At 70.5% G+C, this 20,579-nt stretch carries 6 protein-coding genes (1 of these 6 cut by a window edge); 1 reads left to right on the top strand and 5 read right to left on the bottom strand.

Translation table 11 applies throughout. The features are described 5' to 3' along the window. The first annotated feature begins 11 nt into the window (after window positions 1-11). Entirely contained in the window at window positions 12-1,133 is a 1,122-nt protein-coding gene (locus FFS15_RS14425; RefSeq protein ID WP_137845740.1) for a hypothetical protein, read from the top strand. Here FFS15_RS14425 and FFS15_RS14420 read toward each other — a convergent pair. The 5 genes from FFS15_RS14420 to FFS15_RS14400 all read right to left on the bottom strand — a co-directional run. Continuing rightward, window positions 1,096-1,524 carry a DUF779 domain-containing protein gene (locus tag FFS15_RS14420; RefSeq protein WP_137845739.1) on the bottom strand — a complete coding sequence of 143 codons (429 nt, stop codon included), beginning with the start codon at window positions 1,522-1,524 and terminating at the stop codon, window positions 1,096-1,098. The genes FFS15_RS14425 and FFS15_RS14420 overlap by 38 nt on opposite strands. A gap of 123 nt (window positions 1,525-1,647) precedes the next feature. Further along, the gene (locus tag FFS15_RS14415; protein ID WP_137845738.1) at window positions 1,648-3,195 is read right to left on the bottom strand and encodes an aldehyde dehydrogenase family protein; all 1,548 of its coding nucleotides are present in this window, start codon (window positions 3,193-3,195) and stop codon (window positions 1,648-1,650) included. A gap of 175 nt (window positions 3,196-3,370) precedes the next feature. Continuing rightward, complete coding sequence (locus FFS15_RS14410) at window positions 3,371-4,723, bottom strand: GAF domain-containing protein (RefSeq protein WP_137845737.1); 1,353 nt, start codon at window positions 4,721-4,723, stop codon at window positions 3,371-3,373. A gap of 71 nt (window positions 4,724-4,794) precedes the next feature. After that, on the bottom strand, window positions 4,795-6,222 hold the full coding sequence (locus FFS15_RS14405) for a CCA tRNA nucleotidyltransferase (protein WP_137845736.1): 1,428 nt from the start codon (window positions 6,220-6,222) through the stop codon (window positions 4,795-4,797). A 141-nt stretch (window positions 6,223-6,363) separates the two neighbouring features. Continuing rightward, window positions 6,364-20,579, bottom strand: partial view of a Calx-beta domain-containing protein gene (locus FFS15_RS14400; RefSeq protein WP_137845735.1) — the 3' portion only. It continues 14,122 nt past the right edge of the window; only the last 14,216 of its 28,338 coding nucleotides appear in the window; its start codon lies off the right edge, out of view; its stop codon occupies window positions 6,364-6,366.

Below are 20,579 nucleotides of genomic sequence, written 5' to 3'. Positions count from 1 at the left end.
AGCGTGGGCGCATGGACGCCCGACCGCTCATCGAGCCCATCGATCGCGCCGCCGTTTCGGCGTTCACCGCAGAGCTCCGCCGCGACGGCCGCGTGCCGGCGGCCTTCGGCGGGACGTCAGCCGCGACGAGCGTGATCGTGGTGGTCGTCGTCGCGGTCGTCTTCGGCTCGATGGCCGTCAGCATGCTGGGAACGATCATCGCGTCGTTCGCGGCGAGCACGCCGGGCGGCGTGGGGTTCGTGCTGCTCTCGTCGTTCGTGCCGCTCATCATCCTCGGCGTCGCGTTCGCGGCCATCGTGTTCGCCGTCACCCGCGGCTTCAGCGGCACGCGCGAGCGCTGGTACCGGCTCGACCGGTTCGCACGGGCGAACGGCATGACCTATCTGCCGCATCTCGGGCAGCCCGGGCTTCCGGGCATGATCTTCGGACTCGGCAGCGCGCGCCAGGCGAGTGACCTCGTGCGCGGCGACCGGCCGCGCTTCGTCGAGTTCGGCAACTACCGGTACACGACCGGGTCGGGCAAGAATCGCACGACCCACCGGTGGGGGTATGTCGCGATCAAGCTCGACGTGCCGCTGCCGCACATCGTGCTCGACGCGAACGGCAACAACGCGCTGTTCGGCTCGAACCTGCCGGCCACCTTCGACAAGGACCAGCGCCTCGGACTCGAGGGCGACTTCGACGAGTACTTCTCGCTGTACTGCCCCACAGGCTACGAGCGCGACGCGCTGTACCTCTTCACGCCCGACATCATGGCCCGCTTCATCGACAACGCCGCCGCCCTCGACGTCGAGATCGTCGACGACTGGCTCTTCCTTTACGGCAAGCGCGACTTCTCGACCCTCGACCCGGCGACCTGGGCATGGCTCTTCTCGGTCGTCGGCGCCCTCCTCGACAAGTTCGCGCAGTGGGCGCGGTGGCGCGACGAGAGGCTGCGGGCGGATGCCGCGGCTTCGGCATCCGCTGTGCCCTTCACTCCGCCGCTCGACGCGCTGCGCCCGCCGCCGGGGGTCGCACCGCCCGGTCGCCGGCTGCAGAAGGGCATCCCGTGGGTGTCGTTCGTCGTGATGGGCGCGGTGGTGCTGTTCTGGCTGGTCAGTCAGTCCGGGGTGCTGGGGCTGTTCTTCCGCTGACGGGCATGAGGCCGAAGTGGATGAGCTCGGGCTCGTCGAGCATGCGACTGCGGATGATGAACCGGTTGCCCGTCGGCCCCTCGACGCTGAACCCCGCGCCGCGGCCGGGCACGACGTCGATCGTGAGGTGCGTGTACTTCCAGTACTCGAACTGCGACTCCGAGATGAAGACGTCGATCGGGTCGGCGAGACCGACGTCGAGCGCGCCGAGATGCACGTCGCTCGGGCCGGTGATGAACATGCCGACCGGGTAACACATCGGTGCACTGCCGTCGCAGCATCCCCCCGATTGATGGAACATCAACGGGCCGTGCTGGAGCGTGAGCTCGCGCAGGAGGGATGCCGCAGCATCCGTCACCGCGACCCGCTCGTGCGTCTGGGTGTCATCCATCGATCTGCCGCCTTCCTCGGTGGGACATGGGTGCCCGGGCGGAGGCTGGGGGACCTCCGGCCCGGGCGGGGGATGCCGTCGGCGCGACCCCCCGGAGGCGCCGACGGCAGTGGGATCGCGGGCTCAGAAGAAGCCCATGGCTCCTTCGGCATATGACACCAGCAGGTTCTTGGTCTGCTGGTAGTGGTCGAGCATCTTCAGGTGGTTCTCGCGGCCGATGCCGGACTGCTTGTAACCGCCGAACGCCGCGTGGGCGGGGTACTGGTGGTACGTGTTGGTCCAGACGCGTCCGGCCTCGATCGCACGTCCGGCGCGGTATGCGGTGTCGCCGGAGCGGCTCCAGACGCCGGCGCCGAGGCCGTAGAGGGTGTCGTTGGCGATGTCGATGGCGTCCCCGAAGTCGTCGAAGGACGTCACCGAGACGACCGGGCCGAAGATCTCCTCCTGGAAGATCCGCATGTCGTTCGTGCCCTCGAACACCGTCGGCTGCACGTAGAAGCCCTCGCTGAGGTCGCCCCCGAGGTCGACGCGCTCACCGCCGGTGAGCAGCTTCGCACCGCCCTGCTTGCCGATGTCGATGTAGCTCAGGATCTTCTCGAGCTGGTCGTTCGAGGCCTGCGCGCCGATCATCGTCGCAGGATCCAGGGGGTTGCCCTGCACGATCTTCGACACGCGGTCGAGGCCGTCGCCGAGGAACCGGTCGTAGATCGAGCGCTGGATGAGCGCGCGCGACGGGCACGTGCAGACCTCGCCGCCGTTGAGGGCGAAGAACGTGAAGCCCTCGAGGGCCTTGTCGTAGTACGCGTCATCGGCGCGGGCGACGTCTTCGAAGAAGATGTTCGCGGACTTGCCGCCGAGCTCGAGCGTCACGGGAATCAGATTCTGCGACGCATACTGCATGATGAGCCGCCCGGTGGTGGTCTCACCCGTGAAGGCGATCTTGCGGATGCGCTTGTGCTGCGCGAGCGGCGCGCCCGCCTCGATGCCGAAGCCGTTGACGATGTTGACGACGCCCGCGGGCAGCAGGTCGCCGATGATCTCGAAGAGGAACAGGATCGACGCGGGCGTCTGCTCGGCGGGCTTGAGCACGACGCAGTTGCCGGCGGCGAGGGCCGGGGCGAGCTTCCACGTGGCCATGAGGATCGGGAAGTTCCAGGGGATGATCTGGCCGACCACGCCCAGCGGCTCGTTGAAGTGGTACGCCACGGTGTCTTCGTCGATCTGGCTGAGCGACCCCTCCTGCGCGCGCAGGACCCCGGCGAAGTAGCGGAAGTGGTCGACGACCAGCGGGATGTCGGCGGCGAGCGTCTCGCGCACCGGCTTGCCGTTGTCCCACGTCTCGGCGACGGCGATCGCCTCGAGGTTCTCCTCGATGCGATCGGCGATCTTGTTGAGGATGTTGGCGCGCTCGGCGGGGGTGGTGCGCTTCCACGACTCGAACGCCTTCCAGGCGACGTCGACCGCCCGGTCGATGTCTTCGACGGTGCCGCGGCCGACCTCGGTGAACGGCTTGCCGTTGACCGGCGAGATGTTCTCGAAGTACTGCCCCTTGATCGGCTCGACGAACTCGCCGCCGATGTAGTGGCCGTAGCGCGGACGGTAGTCGGCGACCGCGCCGCGGCTGCCCGGGTTGGCGTAGATGCTCGACACGCCTTCTTCGACGATGGTCATGATGTCTCCTCGGTCTTCTTCGACGGGATGGCGACTTCGGGGGTCGCGGTACCCTGCCGACGCTAGGCGCGGCGACGTTGCATCCCGTTGCACGGGTCACACGTCGGCTGCAGGTTGCGGCGACGGCGCCATCGATCGATGCAGCGGATGCCGAGAGCCGGCGCCCTCGTGGGGATCAGGCCGACGCGTCGAGGCGTTCGATGCGCGCGACGAGCCCGGCTCGCTTCGGCGAGCGCGGCGAGAGCATCTTGAGGCACAGACGGAGAACCTCGTCGTCCTGGGCGCCCGCGGCGGTGTCGGCGTAGGCGAGGAGGACGTCGACGGATGCCTCGGCGAGCATCGCTTCGCGGAGCATCGTGCGCACGGTGTCTCGGAGCTCTTCGACGCCGGGAGCGGTCGAATCAGGCAGCACATCGCCGCGGTAGGCGGCGAGCGCGACGCGGTGCGCGCCGCGGTCGAGGAGCGACAGCACCTGCTGAGCGTCGGTCTCGAGGTCGATGCCGAGGCGGTACGGCCGCGACTCGGGGACGAGAGCCGGCGCGGTCCGCTCGAGCACCTTGCGCAGCCGCACCATCTCGGCGCGCAGCGTCACGGCCGGGGAGCGGCCGGCGTCGGCACCGGCGTAGACCAGCTCGCCGAGGCGCTCGGCCGAGAGCCCCTGCCGGTGCGTCGCGAGCATGAGCAGCAGCTCGGCGTGCCGCTGCCCGAGCTCGGTGATCGTCTCGGAGTCGTCCCCTGCGACCTCCAGCTGGGCGCGGTCGCGGCCGAGTACCCGCAGCGTGGCGCGCACGGTCTGTGCCTTCGGAGCGGTCCGGCGGGCAGGACGAGCCGGTCGCGTCGCCGCTTCGGACCGCGCCCGCAGCCGCGCGACGAGCAGTTCTCCCTCGATGGCCCGAGCAGTGGCGTCGACGAGCAGCTGCGCCTGCGGCGTTACGACGTCCGTGCCGCCGGTGACGTCGATGACGCCCAGCAGCCGCCGGGTTTCGGGGTCGTGGACCGGCGCCGCCGTGCACGACCAGGGCTGCACGAGCCGGTTGAAATGCTCGGCACCGCGGATCTGCACCGACCGATCGAGCGCGAGCGCGGTGCCCGGCGCCGAAGTGCCGACAGCCTGCTCCGACCAGTTCGCCCCCTCGACGAAGCCCATCGCTCCGGTGATCGATCGCACCTGACGGTCGCCCTCGATCCACAGCAGACGCCCGGCGGCGTCGCCGACAGCGACGAGCACGCCCGATTCATCGGCGCCGCCCGGCAGCAGCAGCCCCCGCACCATCTCGATGACCCCGGCGAGCGGGTGCGCGAGGCGGTACTCGGCGAGCGCCTCGGCGTCGAGATCGAGCGGCGGCAGCGACTCGGCGCCGACGAGATTCTGCAGCGACCGAGCCCAGGATTCGCGCACGAGCGCCCGCACATCGCGCAGGCGGTCGTCGGCGGCGTTCCCCGCCAGCAGCTCCTCGTGCGCGCGCTCGATCAGCAGGCGTGAGGTCTCGGGCGACACCTCGCGCCGCGGCGACCACGGCGATGACATGGGGCTCCGATCGACGTCGGTGGAGCGTTGATCCAGTGTAGGCGGCGGGGTGCCGGCAGGGGTGGCCCAGCTCAGCCGCGCGCTGCCCACCAGGCGCGGAGGCGCTCCTCGGCATCCGCTTCGTCGAGCACGCCCTCGTCGAGGCGCAGGTCCATGAGGAAGCGATACGCCTCGCCGACCTCGCGGCCGGGACGGATGCCGAGCACCTCTTGAATCCGGTTGCCGTCGAGCGCCGGGCGGAGCGCGTCGAGCTGCTCCTGCTCGGCGAGCTCGTCGATGCGCCGCTCGATGTCGTCGTACGCACGGGCCAGGCGTCCGGCCTTGCGCGCGTTGCGGGTGGTGACGTCGGCGCGGGTGAGGATATGCAGGCGTTCGAGCTCGGCCTCGGCATCCCGAACGTAGCGCCGCACGGCCGAGTCGGTCCACGCGCCCTCGGCGTACCCGAAGAACCGCAGGTGCAGCTCGATCAGGCGCGTGACCACGCCGATCGTGTCGGAGTCGAAGCGCAGCGCCTGCAGGCGCTTGCGCGCGAGCCGCGCACCCTTGATGTCGTGGTGGTAGAAGGTCACCCCACCACCCGGTTCGAGCCGGCGGGTCGCGGGCTTGCCGATGTCGTGCAGGAGCGCGGCGAGCCGCAGCGGCACATCGGGTGCAGAACCCGGATGCCGCGACCGCTCGAGCTCGATCGCCTGACGGAGCACTGTCAGCGAATGCTCGTAGACGTCCTTGTGATGGTGGTGCTCATCGACCTCGAGGCGCAGGGCCGGGATCTCGGGAAGAAAGAGCTCCATAAGAGAGGTGTCGACCAGCAGACGGATGCCGCGCACGGGGTCGTCGGTCTGGAGGAGCCGCACGAGCTCACCCTGGATGCGCTCGGGACTCACGATCTCGAGCGTCGCGCGCAGCTCGGCCATCGCAGCGACCGTCGCGGGGTCCACGTCGAACCCGAGCTGTGCGGCGAAGCGGGCGGCCCGCAGCATCCGCAGCGGGTCGTCGCCGAAGCTCACGTGCGGATCGGCCGGAGTGCGCAGGCGCCGGCCGACGAGGTCTTCGACGCCGCCGGTCGGATCGATGAGCGTTCGGCCGGGAACCCGCAGCGCCATGGCGTTGACGGTGAAGTCGCGACGCACGAGGTCGCCCTCGAGCGTGTCGCCGAACTCGACCGTGGGCTTGCGGGTGACGCCGTCGTAGCTGTCGGCGCGGTACGTCGTGATCTCGACCTGCTCGCCGGCGATCTTGGCGCCGATCGTGCCGAAGGCGCGGCCGATGTCCCACTGCGCGGTGCTGATGGGCTTCACGATCCGCAGGATCTCGTCGGGGAGCGCGTCGGTGGTGAAGTCGAGATCGTTCGTCGTGCGCCCGAGCAGCGCATCGCGCACCGGACCCCCGACGATCGCCAGATCGTGTCCGGCGGCCTCGAAGGCTCGGGCGAGCGTGGCGACGACGGGAGACTCGGCGAGCTCACCGAGACGCACGACACCCTCGGCCATGTTCAGCATGCGTCGAGCCTACCGAGCCGCCTGCCCCCACCCGGGGTGCCGTGGGTCCTCACACGGTCGGGTCTTGGGGGCACATGACCGTGCGGGAGGCGAGGGGGCGAGGGCAGGCGGGGTTCTTGGAAGGCAGCTCGGTCGGATACCTCAGTCGTCGTCCTTTATCGTGATGACACCGGTGCCGTCGGCGATCGTGGCGCCGGAGCTCACACCGCTGAGCCCGATGAGGATCGTCTCGTCCGCCTCGTCGGTGCGGTCACCGTACACGACGACCGAGTACGTCGCGGTGGTCTGGCCGGCGGCGAAGGTGATGGTCATCGTGGTGGCCTTGTAGTCCGAGCCCGCCGTCGCGGTGCCCCCGGAGACGGCGACCGTGACCGTGATCGGCGTGGTCGAGGCTTCAGAGAGCGTGATCGTCACGGTGATCGTGCTCGACTGGTTCCGGCCCTCGACGATCGACGCATCCGACACGCTCAGCGTCGGAAGCACGGGCGCGGGCGCCGGCACGACCGGCAGCGGCGCCGGCTCGGGCACCGCCCCGGGAATCGGCGCCGGCGAACCCGGGTTGCCGTGCTGGTCGATGTCGGACCCGTAGTTGTTGTAGGTGTCGAACCGGGTCATCTGGCTGCTGATCAGCGCATTGCTGCCGCTGGCGAGCGCCGCGTTGGTGAGGGCGATCACCTCGCCCGCCGTGAGCGGGTAGGCGACGTAGGGGTGCGCAGCCGAGAGGAGCGCGGCCACCGCTGCGCGCAGGAGTGCGTCGATCCCGCCGCCGCCGGTGCCGAGCGCCTCGAGGAGCGTCCGCGTGGAGTAGGCACCGGTCGCGGCGGAGAAGACGCTGCCGACCGTCTGGGTGGGGCTGTAGACGAGCGAGCCGTCGGGGTTGCGCGGCCACGCGACGGCGCCCCAGCTGTCGGCGTTGTTCTTCCAGAAGCCGGGGGTGTTGCCCTCGCCGCGGCCCGAGAACACCCGGTAGGCCGCGGAGTCGGTCGCGGTGACGACAAGGCCGGAGAGGGCGTCGGTGCCGGTGACGGTCGCGGTGTTGCGGTGCGCCACGGTGCCGACGACGTGGACGATCGCGCCGACGGAGGTGAACAGCCACGTCTCGTCGAGGTCGAGCAGGCCGTTGTCGTTCGCATCGCCCGACACGTACTTGGGCGTGAAGTCGTCGGCGGTGCTCGCGGTGCCGTTGTCGTCGCGCAGCACGACGCCGAGCGCCACGTTGCCGGTGTTGGTGACGAGGTAGGTCCACACCGGGCGCATGCCGGCGAGCAGCTCGCTGCCCGCGCCGTCGGCGTCTTCGATCGCGGTCGGCGCCCACGGGTTCACGGCGTTGATCGCCTTCTCGACCCGGATGCCGGGCACGGCGGCGAAGATGTGTGCCGCGTCGTCGTCGCTGTACTCGGTGTCGTAGATGTCGTGTGCGGTCGCCCGGACCACGTTGCGGTAGGCGCCCGCGACGGCGATCGTCGTGTAGCCGTACAGCCACACTTCACCCGCCTCGAGGACGCCGTCGCCGTCGTCACCCGACAGCAGCGTCAGGATGACGTCGTCGGCGGTCGATGGGGTGCCGCGGTCGTCGACGAGCACGACGCCGGAGAGCGCGATCGAACCCGGGATGAGGCGCGCTTCGAACGTCCAGGTGACGGTCGAGCCGACGCCCACCTGCACGGCGGTCGCCGCGGTGTCGGCATCCTGTCCGTTGGCCCGCTTGATGACCGTGAGCCCCGACGGCGGCACGACCACGCCGACGTGGTGGGCGACGTCGGTGTCGCGGCCGGTGATCTCGGTGCCCGGGACGGTGCCGACGACGGTCGCGGTGTTGACGTACTGACCCTCGGTCACGATGCCGAAGGCGCGGAAGAGCCACGTCTCGCCTGGGTCGAGCAGGCCGTCGCCGTCGGTGTCGCCCGAGACGTACACCGGCGCGAAGTCGTCGGCCGGGTTCGTCGGCGTGCCGTTGTCGTCGCGGAGCACGATCACGAGCGCGACGTTGCCGGTGTTGGTGACGACGTACGTCCAGGTGACGGTGGTGCCGACGGGGCGGGCGACGCCGGGCGCCGTCTCGGCATCCTGCCCGTTGACGTACTTGACCACCTGCGGAGCCGCGACCGCACCGAAGTGGAACGCCATGTCTTGCGCGGTGACGAGCTCGCCGCCGAGATCGCGCGCGGTGACCACGGCGCTGTTGCCGAAGAGGCCCGCCGTGGCGAAGAAGGCGAGGACGCCGGCCGACGTGAACAGCCACGTCTCACCCGGGTCGAGCTGGCCGTCGCCGTCGGTGTCGCCCGAGACGTACACCGGAGCGAAGTCGTCGGTGGGGTCGAGCGGCGTGCCGTTGTCGTCGGTGACCGCGACATCGCGCAGGCTCTGACCGGTGAGGTTCGTGACGAGGTAGGTCCAGACGACCGCGGTGCCAGGTGCGAGGCGCTTCGCGCCTGCCGCGGTGTCGGCGTCGTCGGCTGCTGTCGGGTTGGTGGCGGATGCCGCATTCACGGCCTTCTGGATGCGGATCGCGCCCACCGGCACACCGAGGTAGTTCGCGGCGTCGGTGGCCACGAGCGCGACGCCGCCGCCGGTGCCGCGAGCGGTGCCGACGTTCGTGTACTGCCCGAGCACGACGGTGCGGACGGCCCGGAACAGCCACACCTCGTCGGGGTCGAGAACCCCGTCGCCGTCGGTGTCGCCCGAGACGTACACCGGCGTGAAGTCGTCGCTCGGATCGAGCGGGGTGCCGTTGTCGTCGAGCAGCACGAGGCCGGCGACCCCGCCGCCGAGCGCGGAGACGAGGTAGGTGAAGACGACCTGCTGGCCGACGGTGAGGTGCGGCCCGGTCGCGCCGTCCGCGTCTTCGGCGGCGGTGGGGTGCCGCGGGTCGGCGGCGTTCACGGCCTTGTCGATGAAGAGTTCGACGACGCCCTCGACCACGCCGTTGTAGACGGCGGGGTCGCTGTCGCGTGCAGACTGACCGTTGGTGCCGACGCCCTCGACCGTGACGACGTTCATGTAGCGGCCGCCGCGGACGATCCCCTCGGCGCGGAAGAGCCACGTCTCGCCCGGGTCGACGAAGCCGTCGCCGTCGGTGTCGCCCGAGAGATAGATGGGCACGAAGTCGTCGCTCGGATCGGCAGGGGTGCCGGCGTCGTCGAGGATGCGGGCGAGCTGGATCGAGACGGTGCCGGGGTTGGTGACCTGGTAGGTCCACACCACCGTGGTGCCGGCGGCGAGCGTCGGGCCGGTCTCGTTCGCGTCGTCGCCGTTGACGTACTTCACCACGCGCAGGAGCGTCTGCGGGTCGCAAGGGCAGTGCAGGTTCTGACCGCCCACGTCGTCGCGTCCGCCGCCGGGGATGTTGCCGGGCTGGGGGTCACGCGGTCCGCCGTGCTGGTCGCCCCACGCCGCGTCTCCGGGCTCGACGAGCGCCTCCTCGTCGAACGGCTCGCCGGGCGGGACACCCGGGCCCTCATCCGAGCCGCCGGCGACCGACAGGGCGCGGATGAAGTCGCGGGCGTGCGGGCTGAAGGTGCGGTTCACGGTCGGGGAGCCGAACGGGCTGAAGGGCACGATGAAGCTGTTGTACTCGCCCGACCAGTCGAACATGCGGTCCTGCGCGGTGTTGGCGATGAGCACGTCGCGGCCGGCGCCGCCGTAGGCGAAGTCGCCGTCGCGGAAGCGCGGGTCGTCGTTCTCGGGGTCGGTGTTCGCGCCGCCGGCGGTCTCGAGGTTGTCGTCGAGCTGCAGCAGGTCATCGCCCCAGCCGCCGAACAGCCAGTCGCAGTTCGTGCCGCCGACGAGCCAGTCGTGCCACAGGTCGCCGTACATGCGGTCGCGGCCGTCGTCGCTCTTGATCTTGACGCCGTCGATGTCGATGACGGCGCCGGTCGCCTCGTCGAGCACGTACGCGTCGAAGTTGAGGAGGAACCCGGGGATGATCGAGCGCGGGTCATCGGCGTCGTAGTCGGCGAACTTCGTCGTCGTCGGGTTGTAGTGCAGCGGGTTCGTGTCGACGACGCCGAGCTCGGTCGCCAGCCGCGTGAGCGCTCCGAGCCGCAGGTCGCGGTTGTAGTACTCCTGCATCGCCTCGGCGCCGCTCATCGCGTCGCTGCCCTCGCCGCCGTGCAGGAAGTCGTCGCCGAGCCCGCCGTAGATGACATCGTTGTTGATGAGGCCTTCGATCCACGTCGCGAGGTCGGCGCGCTTGTGCAGCTCGCCCAGGATGTAGACCTCGGCGCCGGTGAAGGGTCCGGGGATCGAGACGAACTCCGCCCAGTTCACGGTCGTGACGTGGTTCAGCGTCTCGGTGCGGCCGTTGCGGCTCGTCTGGAGCTTGCCGTCGTCACCCAGCACACCGTCGATGCCGGTGCCGGCGTAGATGCGGTCGTTGCCCCAGCCGCCGTAGATGTCGTCGTCCTGCGCCTCGCCGAAGAGCACGTCGTCGCCGAGCTGGCCGTGGATCGTGTCGTCGCCGCTCTCACCGTGGACGATGTCGGCAGCGCCGATGCCGGTGCCCGACCCCTGCGTGTAATCGAGGAACGTGTAGGCGCGGGGGATGAGACGGATGCCGCCGGCGTAGGTGTCGTACGTGAAGATGAGGAACACGGTGCCGGGAGTGAACGGATCTGCGTCGGCGGCCGCGGCGACCAGCCGCACGAGGCGGTGGATGTTGCCGTTGTCGCCGAGGATCACATCGCTGTCGCGCGCGTGCCCGGTCTCTTCGAGGTCGCCGTGGTTGTTGCGCACGAGACGCACGCCTGCGCCGCCGAAGATCGTGTCGGCCCCGTCGGGGCGCCGGTCGGCGGTGGTCAGGCTGAAGAGCTCCGAGCTGCCGCCGATGAGGTCGTCGCGGCCCAGGCCGCCGAAGATCACGTCGTTGCCGCCGTTGCCCTCGATGTAATCGTCACCGTCGCGGCCGCCGCCGGCGTAGTCCTCGATCGAGCGCCTGGTCGTCCGCACGTCGATCGTGATGGCGCCCGAGTCGTCGATAGCCGAACCGTCGCCCTGGATCCAGTCGTCGCCGAGCTGGCCGAAGATGAGGTCGTCCTCCGCGCCGCCGGCGATGACGTCGGCGCCCCACAGACCCGCGCCCGTCGTGGCCGCGTGGTCGAACAGCACGACGCTGCGCTCCTTGACGCCCCGCGGGTCGTCGTACGACGCCGTCGGCGAGGTGCCGCACGGGCCGGTGGCCGCGATGTTCGCGCACCCGGTGTCCTGAGTGAAGATCGCGCCCGCGGTCAGGGTCTGGAATCGGCGGCTGGAGATGTCGCCGGTGCGCAGCAGGTTCGCGTTGTCGCCGGCGATCGCGTCGTTCTGTGCGCCACCGTCGAGGAAGTCGCCGGCGTCGCTGCCGCCTGCGACGTTGTGGCCGCCCATGATGTCGTCGTCGCCGGTGCCCCCGGTGACGCGGTCGGCGCCCTGCCCGGCGATGATGACGTCTTCGCCGGCGTTGCCGCGCACGAGGTCGCTCGCGCCGCCGTCGCCGATGAGCGTGTGGATCGACGTCCAGCGGAACGGGTGCGCCGCGAGCGGCATGTTCAGCGGCAGCAGCTCGAGGAAGATGCCGAACCGGCCCTGGTGGAGCACGGTCGACTCGACCTTGCCGTGGTCACCGAAGATCAGGTCGTTCGCGTCACCGCCCGAGATCGTGTCGCCGAGCGTCCCGCCGAAGATGATGTCGTTGGCGCCGTCACCGGTGATGACGTCGGCCGCGCCCTGGTTCGGGTCGGACGTGGTGATGAGGTCCCACGTGCCGTCGGCGACCTGTGCCGACGGCGCGATGGCCGAGCCGGTGACGTCGCGGATCAGGCCGTGGTCGCCGAGGACGATGTCGGCCTCGGCGCCGCCGGAGATCACATCGCTGCCGTTGCCGCCGAGGACGATGTCGCGGTCGGCGTCACCGAAGATCACGTCGTCACCGGCGGCGACGAGCGGGTCGGTCGTGGTGATCTCGCGGACGAGACCGGCCGCGGCGCCTGCGATCGGCGCGTCGATCTCGATGCGCCCGTGGTCGCCGAGGATGATGTCGGCGCCGCCGTTGCCGTTGATCAGGTCGTCGTCGTTGCCGCCCAGGATGATGTCGGCGCCTGCGTCGCCCGTGATGGTGTCGGCGCCGGCGAGGTTCGCGGGATCGGTCGTGAAGATGCGACGGATCGTGTTCAGCGCCGTGTAGTACTCGATGCGGCCGTGGTCGCCGAGGATCACGTCGGCGCCGTTGTCGCCCGAGATCAGGTCGTCGCCGTTGCCGCCGAGGATCACGTCGTCGCCGTCGTTGCCCGCGATGGTGTCGTCGCCCGCGGGCACTCCGGGGTCGGTCGTGAAGATGAGGCTGCGGTTGCCGCTCGGGGTGACATACTCGACGCGGCCGTGGTCGCCGAAGACGATGTCATCGCCCGCGTCGCCGGTGATCCGATCGGAACCGTTGCCGCCGAGGATCACGTCATCGCCGTCGTTGCCGGCGATCACATCGGCGCCCGACAGCGCAGACGGATCGGTGGTGAAGATCCGCTGGATCATGCCGACGGTGATGTCGTACTCGACGCGGCCGTGGTCGCCGAAGACGACGTCGGCGCCGGCATCCCCGGTGATCCGATCGTCACCGTCGCCGCCGAGGATCACGTCGCTTCCGTCGTTGCCCGCGATGATGTCGTTCCCCGCCGGCACGAGCGGGTCGGTGGTGTGGATGACCTGGCGGAAGCCGTCGGGGGTCGCGTACTCGATGCGGCCATGGTCGCCGAACACGATGTCGGCGCCGGTGTTCCCGGTGATGACGTCGTCGCCGTTGCCGCCGCCGATGCGGTCGTCGCCGACGTCGCCGGTGATGACGTCGGCCGCGCCGTTGGTCGGCTCGACGGTGAAGACGGTGAGTACGAGACGCGTGGTCTGCAGGCGGACGAAGACGGGTCCGCCGGTGAGGTTCGGCCGCCCGGCTGCGACCTGTTGGATCACGACGCCGTGGTCGCCGAAGATGATGTCGTCGCCGTCGGTGCCGGTTCCCACCGCGCTGCCGGCGCCCTCGCCGTGGAGTTCGTCGGAGCCGGCGACGAGGCCGTCGGCGTTGGGCGCCGTGCTCGCGTTCGTCGTCGGGATCGACAGGGTCCGCGTGATGACGTCGACGTTGATGCCCGAGTCGCCGTAGATCTGGTCTGCGCCGCGCTGGCCCTCGATCAGGTCGTCGCCCGAGCCGCCCGCGAGGTAGTCACCGGCCTGGCTGCCCCAGATGGTGTCGTCACCCGCTCCGCCGTAGGCGATGAACCCGACGGTGGGAAGCGCTCCGGCCGCGACCCCCGCGAACAGCGCGCGAGCGTCGATGACGTCGTTGCCGGAGTGGTCGAAGGGGCTCGCGAGCGGGAAGAGGAAGCGCTCGTCCTCGTCGGCGATGCCCGGGAACTGGTCGAACGGCTGGACGCCGAAGTCTCCGGCATCCTGCGCTGCCGGGTTGCCCGCGTACCAGGAGCCGTCCTGCGACGTGTCGCCGTAGACGACGAGGGGAGATGTGGGGCCTGCGCCGCCGGTGATGATGATGGTGTCGCCGCCGACCAAGCCGTTGGGCAGCAGCTGGTTGCCGCCGCCGTGCACGACCGTGATCGTCCCGTGCGCCGCCGGCGGGTTGGTCACCGTCGCCGGGTCGCCGTCGTCTTCGGGGGCTGCCTGCAGCGTTCCCGTGATCGTGAGGCGGTCGTTGCCCGTCCCGAGCAGCAGGTTGAGGACCTCGATGGTCGAGAGCGCGGCATCCGCCGTGATGCCGCGCACGGTGCCGTCGGCGTCGACCTCGAATTCGACCTGGCCGAACGAGATGCCGCCGGGCACGACCGCCGGCTCGCCGAACGCTGTGGCGCCGTCGACGGTGAAGCCGGCGGGGAGCCCGGTGCCGGTGAGGCTGGTCGAGGTGAGGGTGCGGACGTGGTCCTGCACGCTCGAGTCGTCGAAGATGTTGAGGACGTCGATGTTGCGGCCCTCGGGCAGCGACGCCGCGGTGCCGATGCCGAGCAGCGGGCCGTCGGTCTCGCCCGGAAGCTTGATCCCGTTCTGGAGCGACCGGTCGGCGCGCGTCGTGCCGCCCTCGACCGAGACCGGGCCGACGAGCTGTGAGAGCAGATGCGGCTGCACCGCGAAGGTCTTGACGCCCTGGCGCACGAGCGGCACATCGAAGAGGGTGTCGGCGACGAGCGACACGGTGACGGCGCTCGCCCAGTTCGACGACGTGAAGGTGACGGATGCCGCGACCCGCCGCACCGTCATCGTCGAGGTGCCCGCATACGCGGCGAGCGAGCTCTCCGCCGTGAGCTGCAGCACGTTGTCGAACGTGGCGTTGGTGCCGCGGATGACGGCGATCTTGAAGTAGGTGTTTCCGCCGTCCAGCGAGATGCGCTGGCCCTCGAGGAACCCGGCCGCGAGGAAGCTGACGCCGTCGAGGCTCGTGATGGTGCGCAGGGCCGCGTCGATCGCGACCAGGCCCGTGAACAGACCGGCGCCGGCGGTGCCGATCGCGCGCATCGCGACGCGGCCGCCGAGGACGGCGTCGACGAGGCCGTCGGTGAGGATCGCGACGTGCACATCGGCCGTCGGGCGCGTGGTGAGGCGGATCGTGTAGTCGTCGCCGGTGCCGCCGCGGATGACGGTGGTGCTGCCGCCGGACTGCGTGACGATGATGCCGGCGGAGTCGTCGTCGCGCACGTCGACGTAGACGGTGCGAGCGGCGAAGGCGTAGCCGCCGGGCGCCGAGATCAGACGCGCGATGAGGCGGACGAACGCCGGGTCCTGACGCGTGCCGTCGTCGATGACCGTGATCGTGATCCGCACCGGGGTGGTGTCGCCCGCGGCGAAGGTGATCGTGCGGGTGGCGGCGTTGAAGCGGCCGTCGGCGCTCGAGAGCACGATGCGGCCGTCCGGGACGTCGAGACGGATGACGACGGTGCCGGTGGCGGGGGCGGCGAGCCCGACGAGCACGTCGTCGGTCATGCCGCTCGTGCCCTCGAGCACCACCGTCGAGCGGTCTTCGTCGCTCGTGCCGGGAGCGACCTCGATCACCGTGACGCCCGGGGTGTCGTTGTCGCGCACGAGCGCCTCGACGTTGCGGACCGCGGCCGCATCGAATCCGGCGAGCCGGTCGGCGGCGCTCTGCGCGATCGTCGTGTGGTTGATGGTGACGACGCGATCGCCCTCGGGGCGCAGGTCGTCGACGGCGTAGACGTGGACGGTCTGCGGGATCGACCAGTTCGATGCGTCGAAGACGAGCACCAGCGCACGCTGCGCGGGATCGATGACTCCGCCCATCTCGACGAGGTGGCGGCGGAAGTCGGCGAACGCGTCGTCACACGCGACCGCGGCGCCGGCGCACAGCCACACCGAGTCGCCGGGGGTGAGCCCGACCCGCTCGGCGACGCCCGGAGTCGATGCCGACACCGTGACGTAGACGGTGCCCACGGGCGCCCGCGAGAGGCGCACTGTGTACGAGTCGAAGGCACGGGCTCCGCCACCCTCGGCGACGGACGTGCTGCCGCCGGACTCCGAGATCACGACGATGCCCTCGTTGATGCCGGCGACGTTGAGGTCGATGCCGGGCGCGATGATCCCGTCGTAGCGGATGTCGCCCGAGGTGACGAGGTGATCGACGGCGCCCGTCGCGCCCTCGATGTCGCGCACGACGATGTCGGTCGAGATGTCGCCGGCGATGTTGATGGTGTCGCTGCCGTGACCGCCGATCACGCGGTACGAGACGCCGCCGGCGGTCGACTGCACGAAGAACTGGTCGGCGCCTTCGAGGCCGTCGACCTCGACCGACTCGACCGTCGTGTAGCGCACCGAGGTGCCGGCGCCGTAGATCGCGGTCTTCGTGATGACGATGTCGTCGGGGAACTCGGTGCCCAGGATCACGAGCTTGTCGTAGCCGGCGCCGCCGTCGACCGACACCGGCGCGTTCATCGTGTACTGCACCTCGTCGTCGCCGCCGCCGGTGCGGATGTCGAGGGGACGGTCGGTCGAGGCTCCGATGGCCGGGATCGCCGTGCCCGCCGCGTCGCGCAGGATCGTGCCGGCGGCGTCGATGCGCGCCAGGGCGAAGGCGCGGACGACGAACAGGTCGTTGCCATCCTCGCCCTCGAGGCGCAGCTCGGCCTGGTTCGAGTAGACGGTGAACTGGTCGTTGCCGGTGCCGCCGAGGGCGACCAGCGGAGCGCTGATGCCGGGGCTGAGGTAGCCGCGCGTCGTCGCGATGAGACGCGGGAACACGTCGGCGGGGGTGAGGCCGGCTGCGGCGTTGCGCTTCGTGCCGAAGAGCTGCCCGATCTGGAAGACGTCGTTGCCTGCCCCCGCGTCGAGCGTGATCGTCGTGCTCGTGTCGTCGACGGCGAAGGTGTCGGCGCCGTCGCCGGATTCGACCGTGAGGCGGCCGTTGAGCGCCGAGTCGTAGTTGACGCGCTCGACGCCGGTGCCGACGGCGGGCGTCGCCCGGAGCCCGGCCACCGTGCCGTGGACGAGGGCGACGAATGCGGGGCGGTCGGCCGTCTCACCCGGGATCGACGTGACCTTGCGCAGCAGGAACACGTCGGCACCCGATGTTCCGACGATCGTTGCGAGGTCGGCGCCGTCGTTCGGGGCACCGGTGTCGAGGATGTTGATCGTGTACGTGCGAGCGGCATCCGTCGTCATCTCGACACGGTAGTGATCGGTGCCCTGCTGGCCGTCGAGGGTGAGGGTGTGGGCGGCCGCGCTGTCGGGGGTGCGCAGCGCGATGACGCGGAAGACGTCTTCGCCGTCGCCGCACGCCGTCTGGAACACGGTTCCGAGGCACCGCGTCCGGTCGGTCGCCGAGAGGTTCTGGCTGCCCGAGACCCGCACGGCGGTGCCGAGGAGCGTCGAGAGGAAGTCGAACCGGTCGACGTCGATGTGGCCGAACACGAGAGCGCGGTCGGTGCGGTCGGACGACCCGTCGAGGTCGAAGACGCCGCCGAGGCGACCGGCGAAGGTCATCGTGGTGCCGAAGCCGGCGGAAGCCGTTGCGGGGCTCGTGTGCGTGTCGGCGTTGCTTGCGACCGGAGTGCCGAGGGGATCCGGATCGGTCGCGGTGGGGGCGGCGGTGCCGCGGTTCACGTCGCCGTGGATGTAGATCATGCGCCCGGCGACGATGTCGGAGAGGGCGGGGGCGAGGAGGTCGTCGCCGATCCAGAGCGAGATGTCGAGCTTGGCCCAGATGCCGGTGCGCGTCGTGGTCGCGGTGTCGGCGGCACCCGGAGTGGTGGCGCGGGGCTGCGACTGGCTGATGAGGCTGTCGCCGTCGACGAGCAGGATGAGGTCCTGCGTGCCGGTTGACGGAGGCCCGCGCACGCCGTTGGTGTCGGGGATCGTGAGGCGCACGTGCCCGTCGCGCGAGCGCGCCGTGAGAAGTCGCAGATCGCCCTCGGTCTCGGTGAGGTACACGCCCTGGTCTGTGGCGACATAGAGGCGACCGGATGCCGAGCGCACGATGCCCGTGTTCACCTCGAGGTCGTCGAGGAACGAGCCCACGCCGCCGCCGGTCGCGCCGAGGTCGATGCGGTCGGCGACCACGTCGGCGGCGGCATCCGCATCGCCGTCGATGATCGAGCCCGCACCGGTGACGAGCGAGACGTCGGTGACCTTCGTCAGGTCGTCCTGCGCCGAGGTGACGAGTCCGACGCGCATGTCACCCAGCGTCTCGAACAGGTAGACGCCGAGGGCGGCGGTCGCGTTCAGGATGCCGCGCACCGGCGTGAGCGAGAGGCCGAAGGTGTCGAGCAGGTTGATCTCGAGGAAGTCGGTCTGGGTGCCGATCGAACCGGTCTTGGCGATGAGGGTGATGTTCACGCCTTCGACGTCGCGCGGGTCGGCCGGGTTGGCCGCGGCGTCTGCCGGGTCGGCGTCGAGGATGCTGCGGGCCGCCGTCAGCGTCACGTCGGCGGTGCGCGAGCGGATGAGGCCGATGCGGAGGTCGCCCGAGACTTCTTCGAGCGTGATCTCGCCGTCGATGTCGACGTCGACGAAACCGGTGCCGGCGTTCGCCAGGTCGATGAAGCCCTCGAGCGTGATGACGGGCGCCGTCTCGCGATCGACCGCCGTCGGTCCGTACGCCAGCGCCTCGGTGTCGCGGATGCGGATGTCGTCGCCGGCGATGAGCCCCGGGCGACCGGCGGGAAGCGGTGCCGACTCGAAGATCACGAACTCGCCGAGGAGCGTGTCTGCCTGGAACCCGGTGAGGCCGCCGCTGCTCACGGTGACGTCGGTGCGGGCGAGCGGGAGGTTCCGCTGCTCCAGGCGGTAGGCGCTCGAGACCTCGGTCGAGGTCGTGCCGACGTAGACGGCGGGGTCGAGCAGGGCCGAGACCCCGGATCGGGCCGGGTCGTACGCCGGATCGGTGCCGCGGAAGTGGAACCGGTGCACGCGGGGGTTGATCCACGCGCTGAGCTCCGACGGCACCTGCACGCGCACGTCCGCGGTCTGCGCGGTCGCCGACTGACGCAGTGCCGTGCGCAGCTCGAGGTCGATGTCGCGGCCCGCGACGATGCGGTCGAGGTGGATCGTCAGCGGGTCGGAGCCGGTGAGCGCCCGGTCGAGACCGCGGAGGCTGAGGTACGCGTCGACGCCGGCGACGGCGACCAGCCGCGGGTCGCGCACGCCGCTCGCGGTGGGGGCGTCGAGCCGCGGCCGCACCGTGAAGCGGACGAGGTCGACGGCGATCCGGCGCGCGGCGCTGCCGATCGAACCCTGGGTCGCTTCGATGTCGAGCAGGTTCGTGACGATGAGCGTGCTCGCGGTCGACGCGATGATGTCGCCGAACAGGTTCACGATGCGGGTGAGGCCGACCGGGTTGTTGATGAGGTTCGACAGCAGCACGTCGCCGTCGCCGCGCTTCTCGATGTCGACGTAGCTCGGAGCGGCGGCGTGACGCACGTCGAACTCGAGCGTCGTGTGAGCGCGCAGGTTCCCGCCGCGCGACCGGAGCACGACCAGCGGCGTGGTCCCGAGGGAGTTGACGACGTCGATGCGCGAGATCGTGACGTCGAGGCCCGAGTAGTCGATGATGACGACCGAGTCGAGGGTGTCGCGGAACTCGAACGTCGGCCAGTCCGCGTTCGGGTTGCCGTCGGTGCTTCCCGCGTAGTCCTCGTTGTCGATCTCGTCATCGGCGACGAACAGCACGTTCGCGTAGCCCGAGTTCAGGATCGGGTCGATGACGTACGAGCCGTTGCCGTCGGGGTCGACGTGCGTCGGGTTGGGGCCGCCCGCGACCGGCGCGACGCCGTTGACCAGGATCGCGTTCGCCTCGACGACGTAGCCGTTCGCGTCGACGACCAGCAGCGGGGCTCCGTCGAGCCCGCCGAGGATGATGACGTCGGCATCCCAGTCGATGTCTCCGTTGCGGACCTGGGTGGTGTTGTCGTCGTTGCGGTAGCGGTCGCTGTCGAGTGGCGGGTTGTTGTTCACCGTGATCGAGATGTTCTGAGCCTGCACGTGCAGCGCGACGCTGCCCGGGCTCGGGAGTGTGGCGAGACCGGATGCCGCGGGCGGGGTCGCGGCGCGGGCTCCGGCGATGACGAGAACGTTCCGATCGGTGTCGACCTCGTTGTCGAACGAGTCGGTGCCGCCGGCATCGGCGTCCTGCGGGGGGATGAGGGCGACGGCGAGGCGCTGTGCGTCGCGGACGATCGAGACGCCCGAGGTCGTGGCCTGCATGTCGATGCCGCGGTTGCCGCGGATCGTCGTGCGAACGGCGCCGCTGCCGTCGATCTCGACCAGCACGTCGGAGTTGATGTTGACGTCGGCGTTCGCGTAGGCGGTCGCGACACCGAGCAGGATCGGGTTCACGCCGAGGGCCTTCGCCGTCGCCCGGGCGGTGATGCGGGTGACGGCCGCGTGCAGGTCGACGGTCTGTCCGGTGATCGTCGCGCCCTGGCCGACGTAGACCCATGTCTTCGACGGGTCGGCGCCGGTGCCGATCGTGACGCCGCGGTCGCCGTTCGTGTTGTCGGAGTCGGCGCCCGCGCCGATGCCCCACGATTCGGTGTCGGAGAACGTCGAGCCGTTGGTGGCCGAACTGCTCAGCACCCGCACGTGGCGGCCGGCGACGACGACGGCACCGGAGCCGATGCTCGCGGTGGTGTCGTTGTCGATGCGCGCGGTCGTCTCGGCGATCTTGCCCGAGATCACGCCGCCGCCCTTCGACACCGCCGTGGCGCCGATGCGGTGGTCGCTCGTGGCGCTGACCGTGACGTCGAGGTCGGCCCGCACGTCGCTGCCCGTCGCGATCGAGGCGATCGTCGTGGCGGTGTCGAAGACGACGTCGGCGTGCGCCTCTCCCACCGACACACCGCCGCCGCCGGCGGTGTTGGCGTAAGCGGTGGCACGCGATGCGC

The organism is Microbacterium sp. 2FI (assembly GCF_005502885.1).
GTDB lineage: Bacteria > Actinomycetota > Actinomycetes > Actinomycetales > Microbacteriaceae > Microbacterium.
Note: the sequence above shows the minus strand (reverse complement) of the source record. Positions and strands in the feature narration are given on the sequence as shown.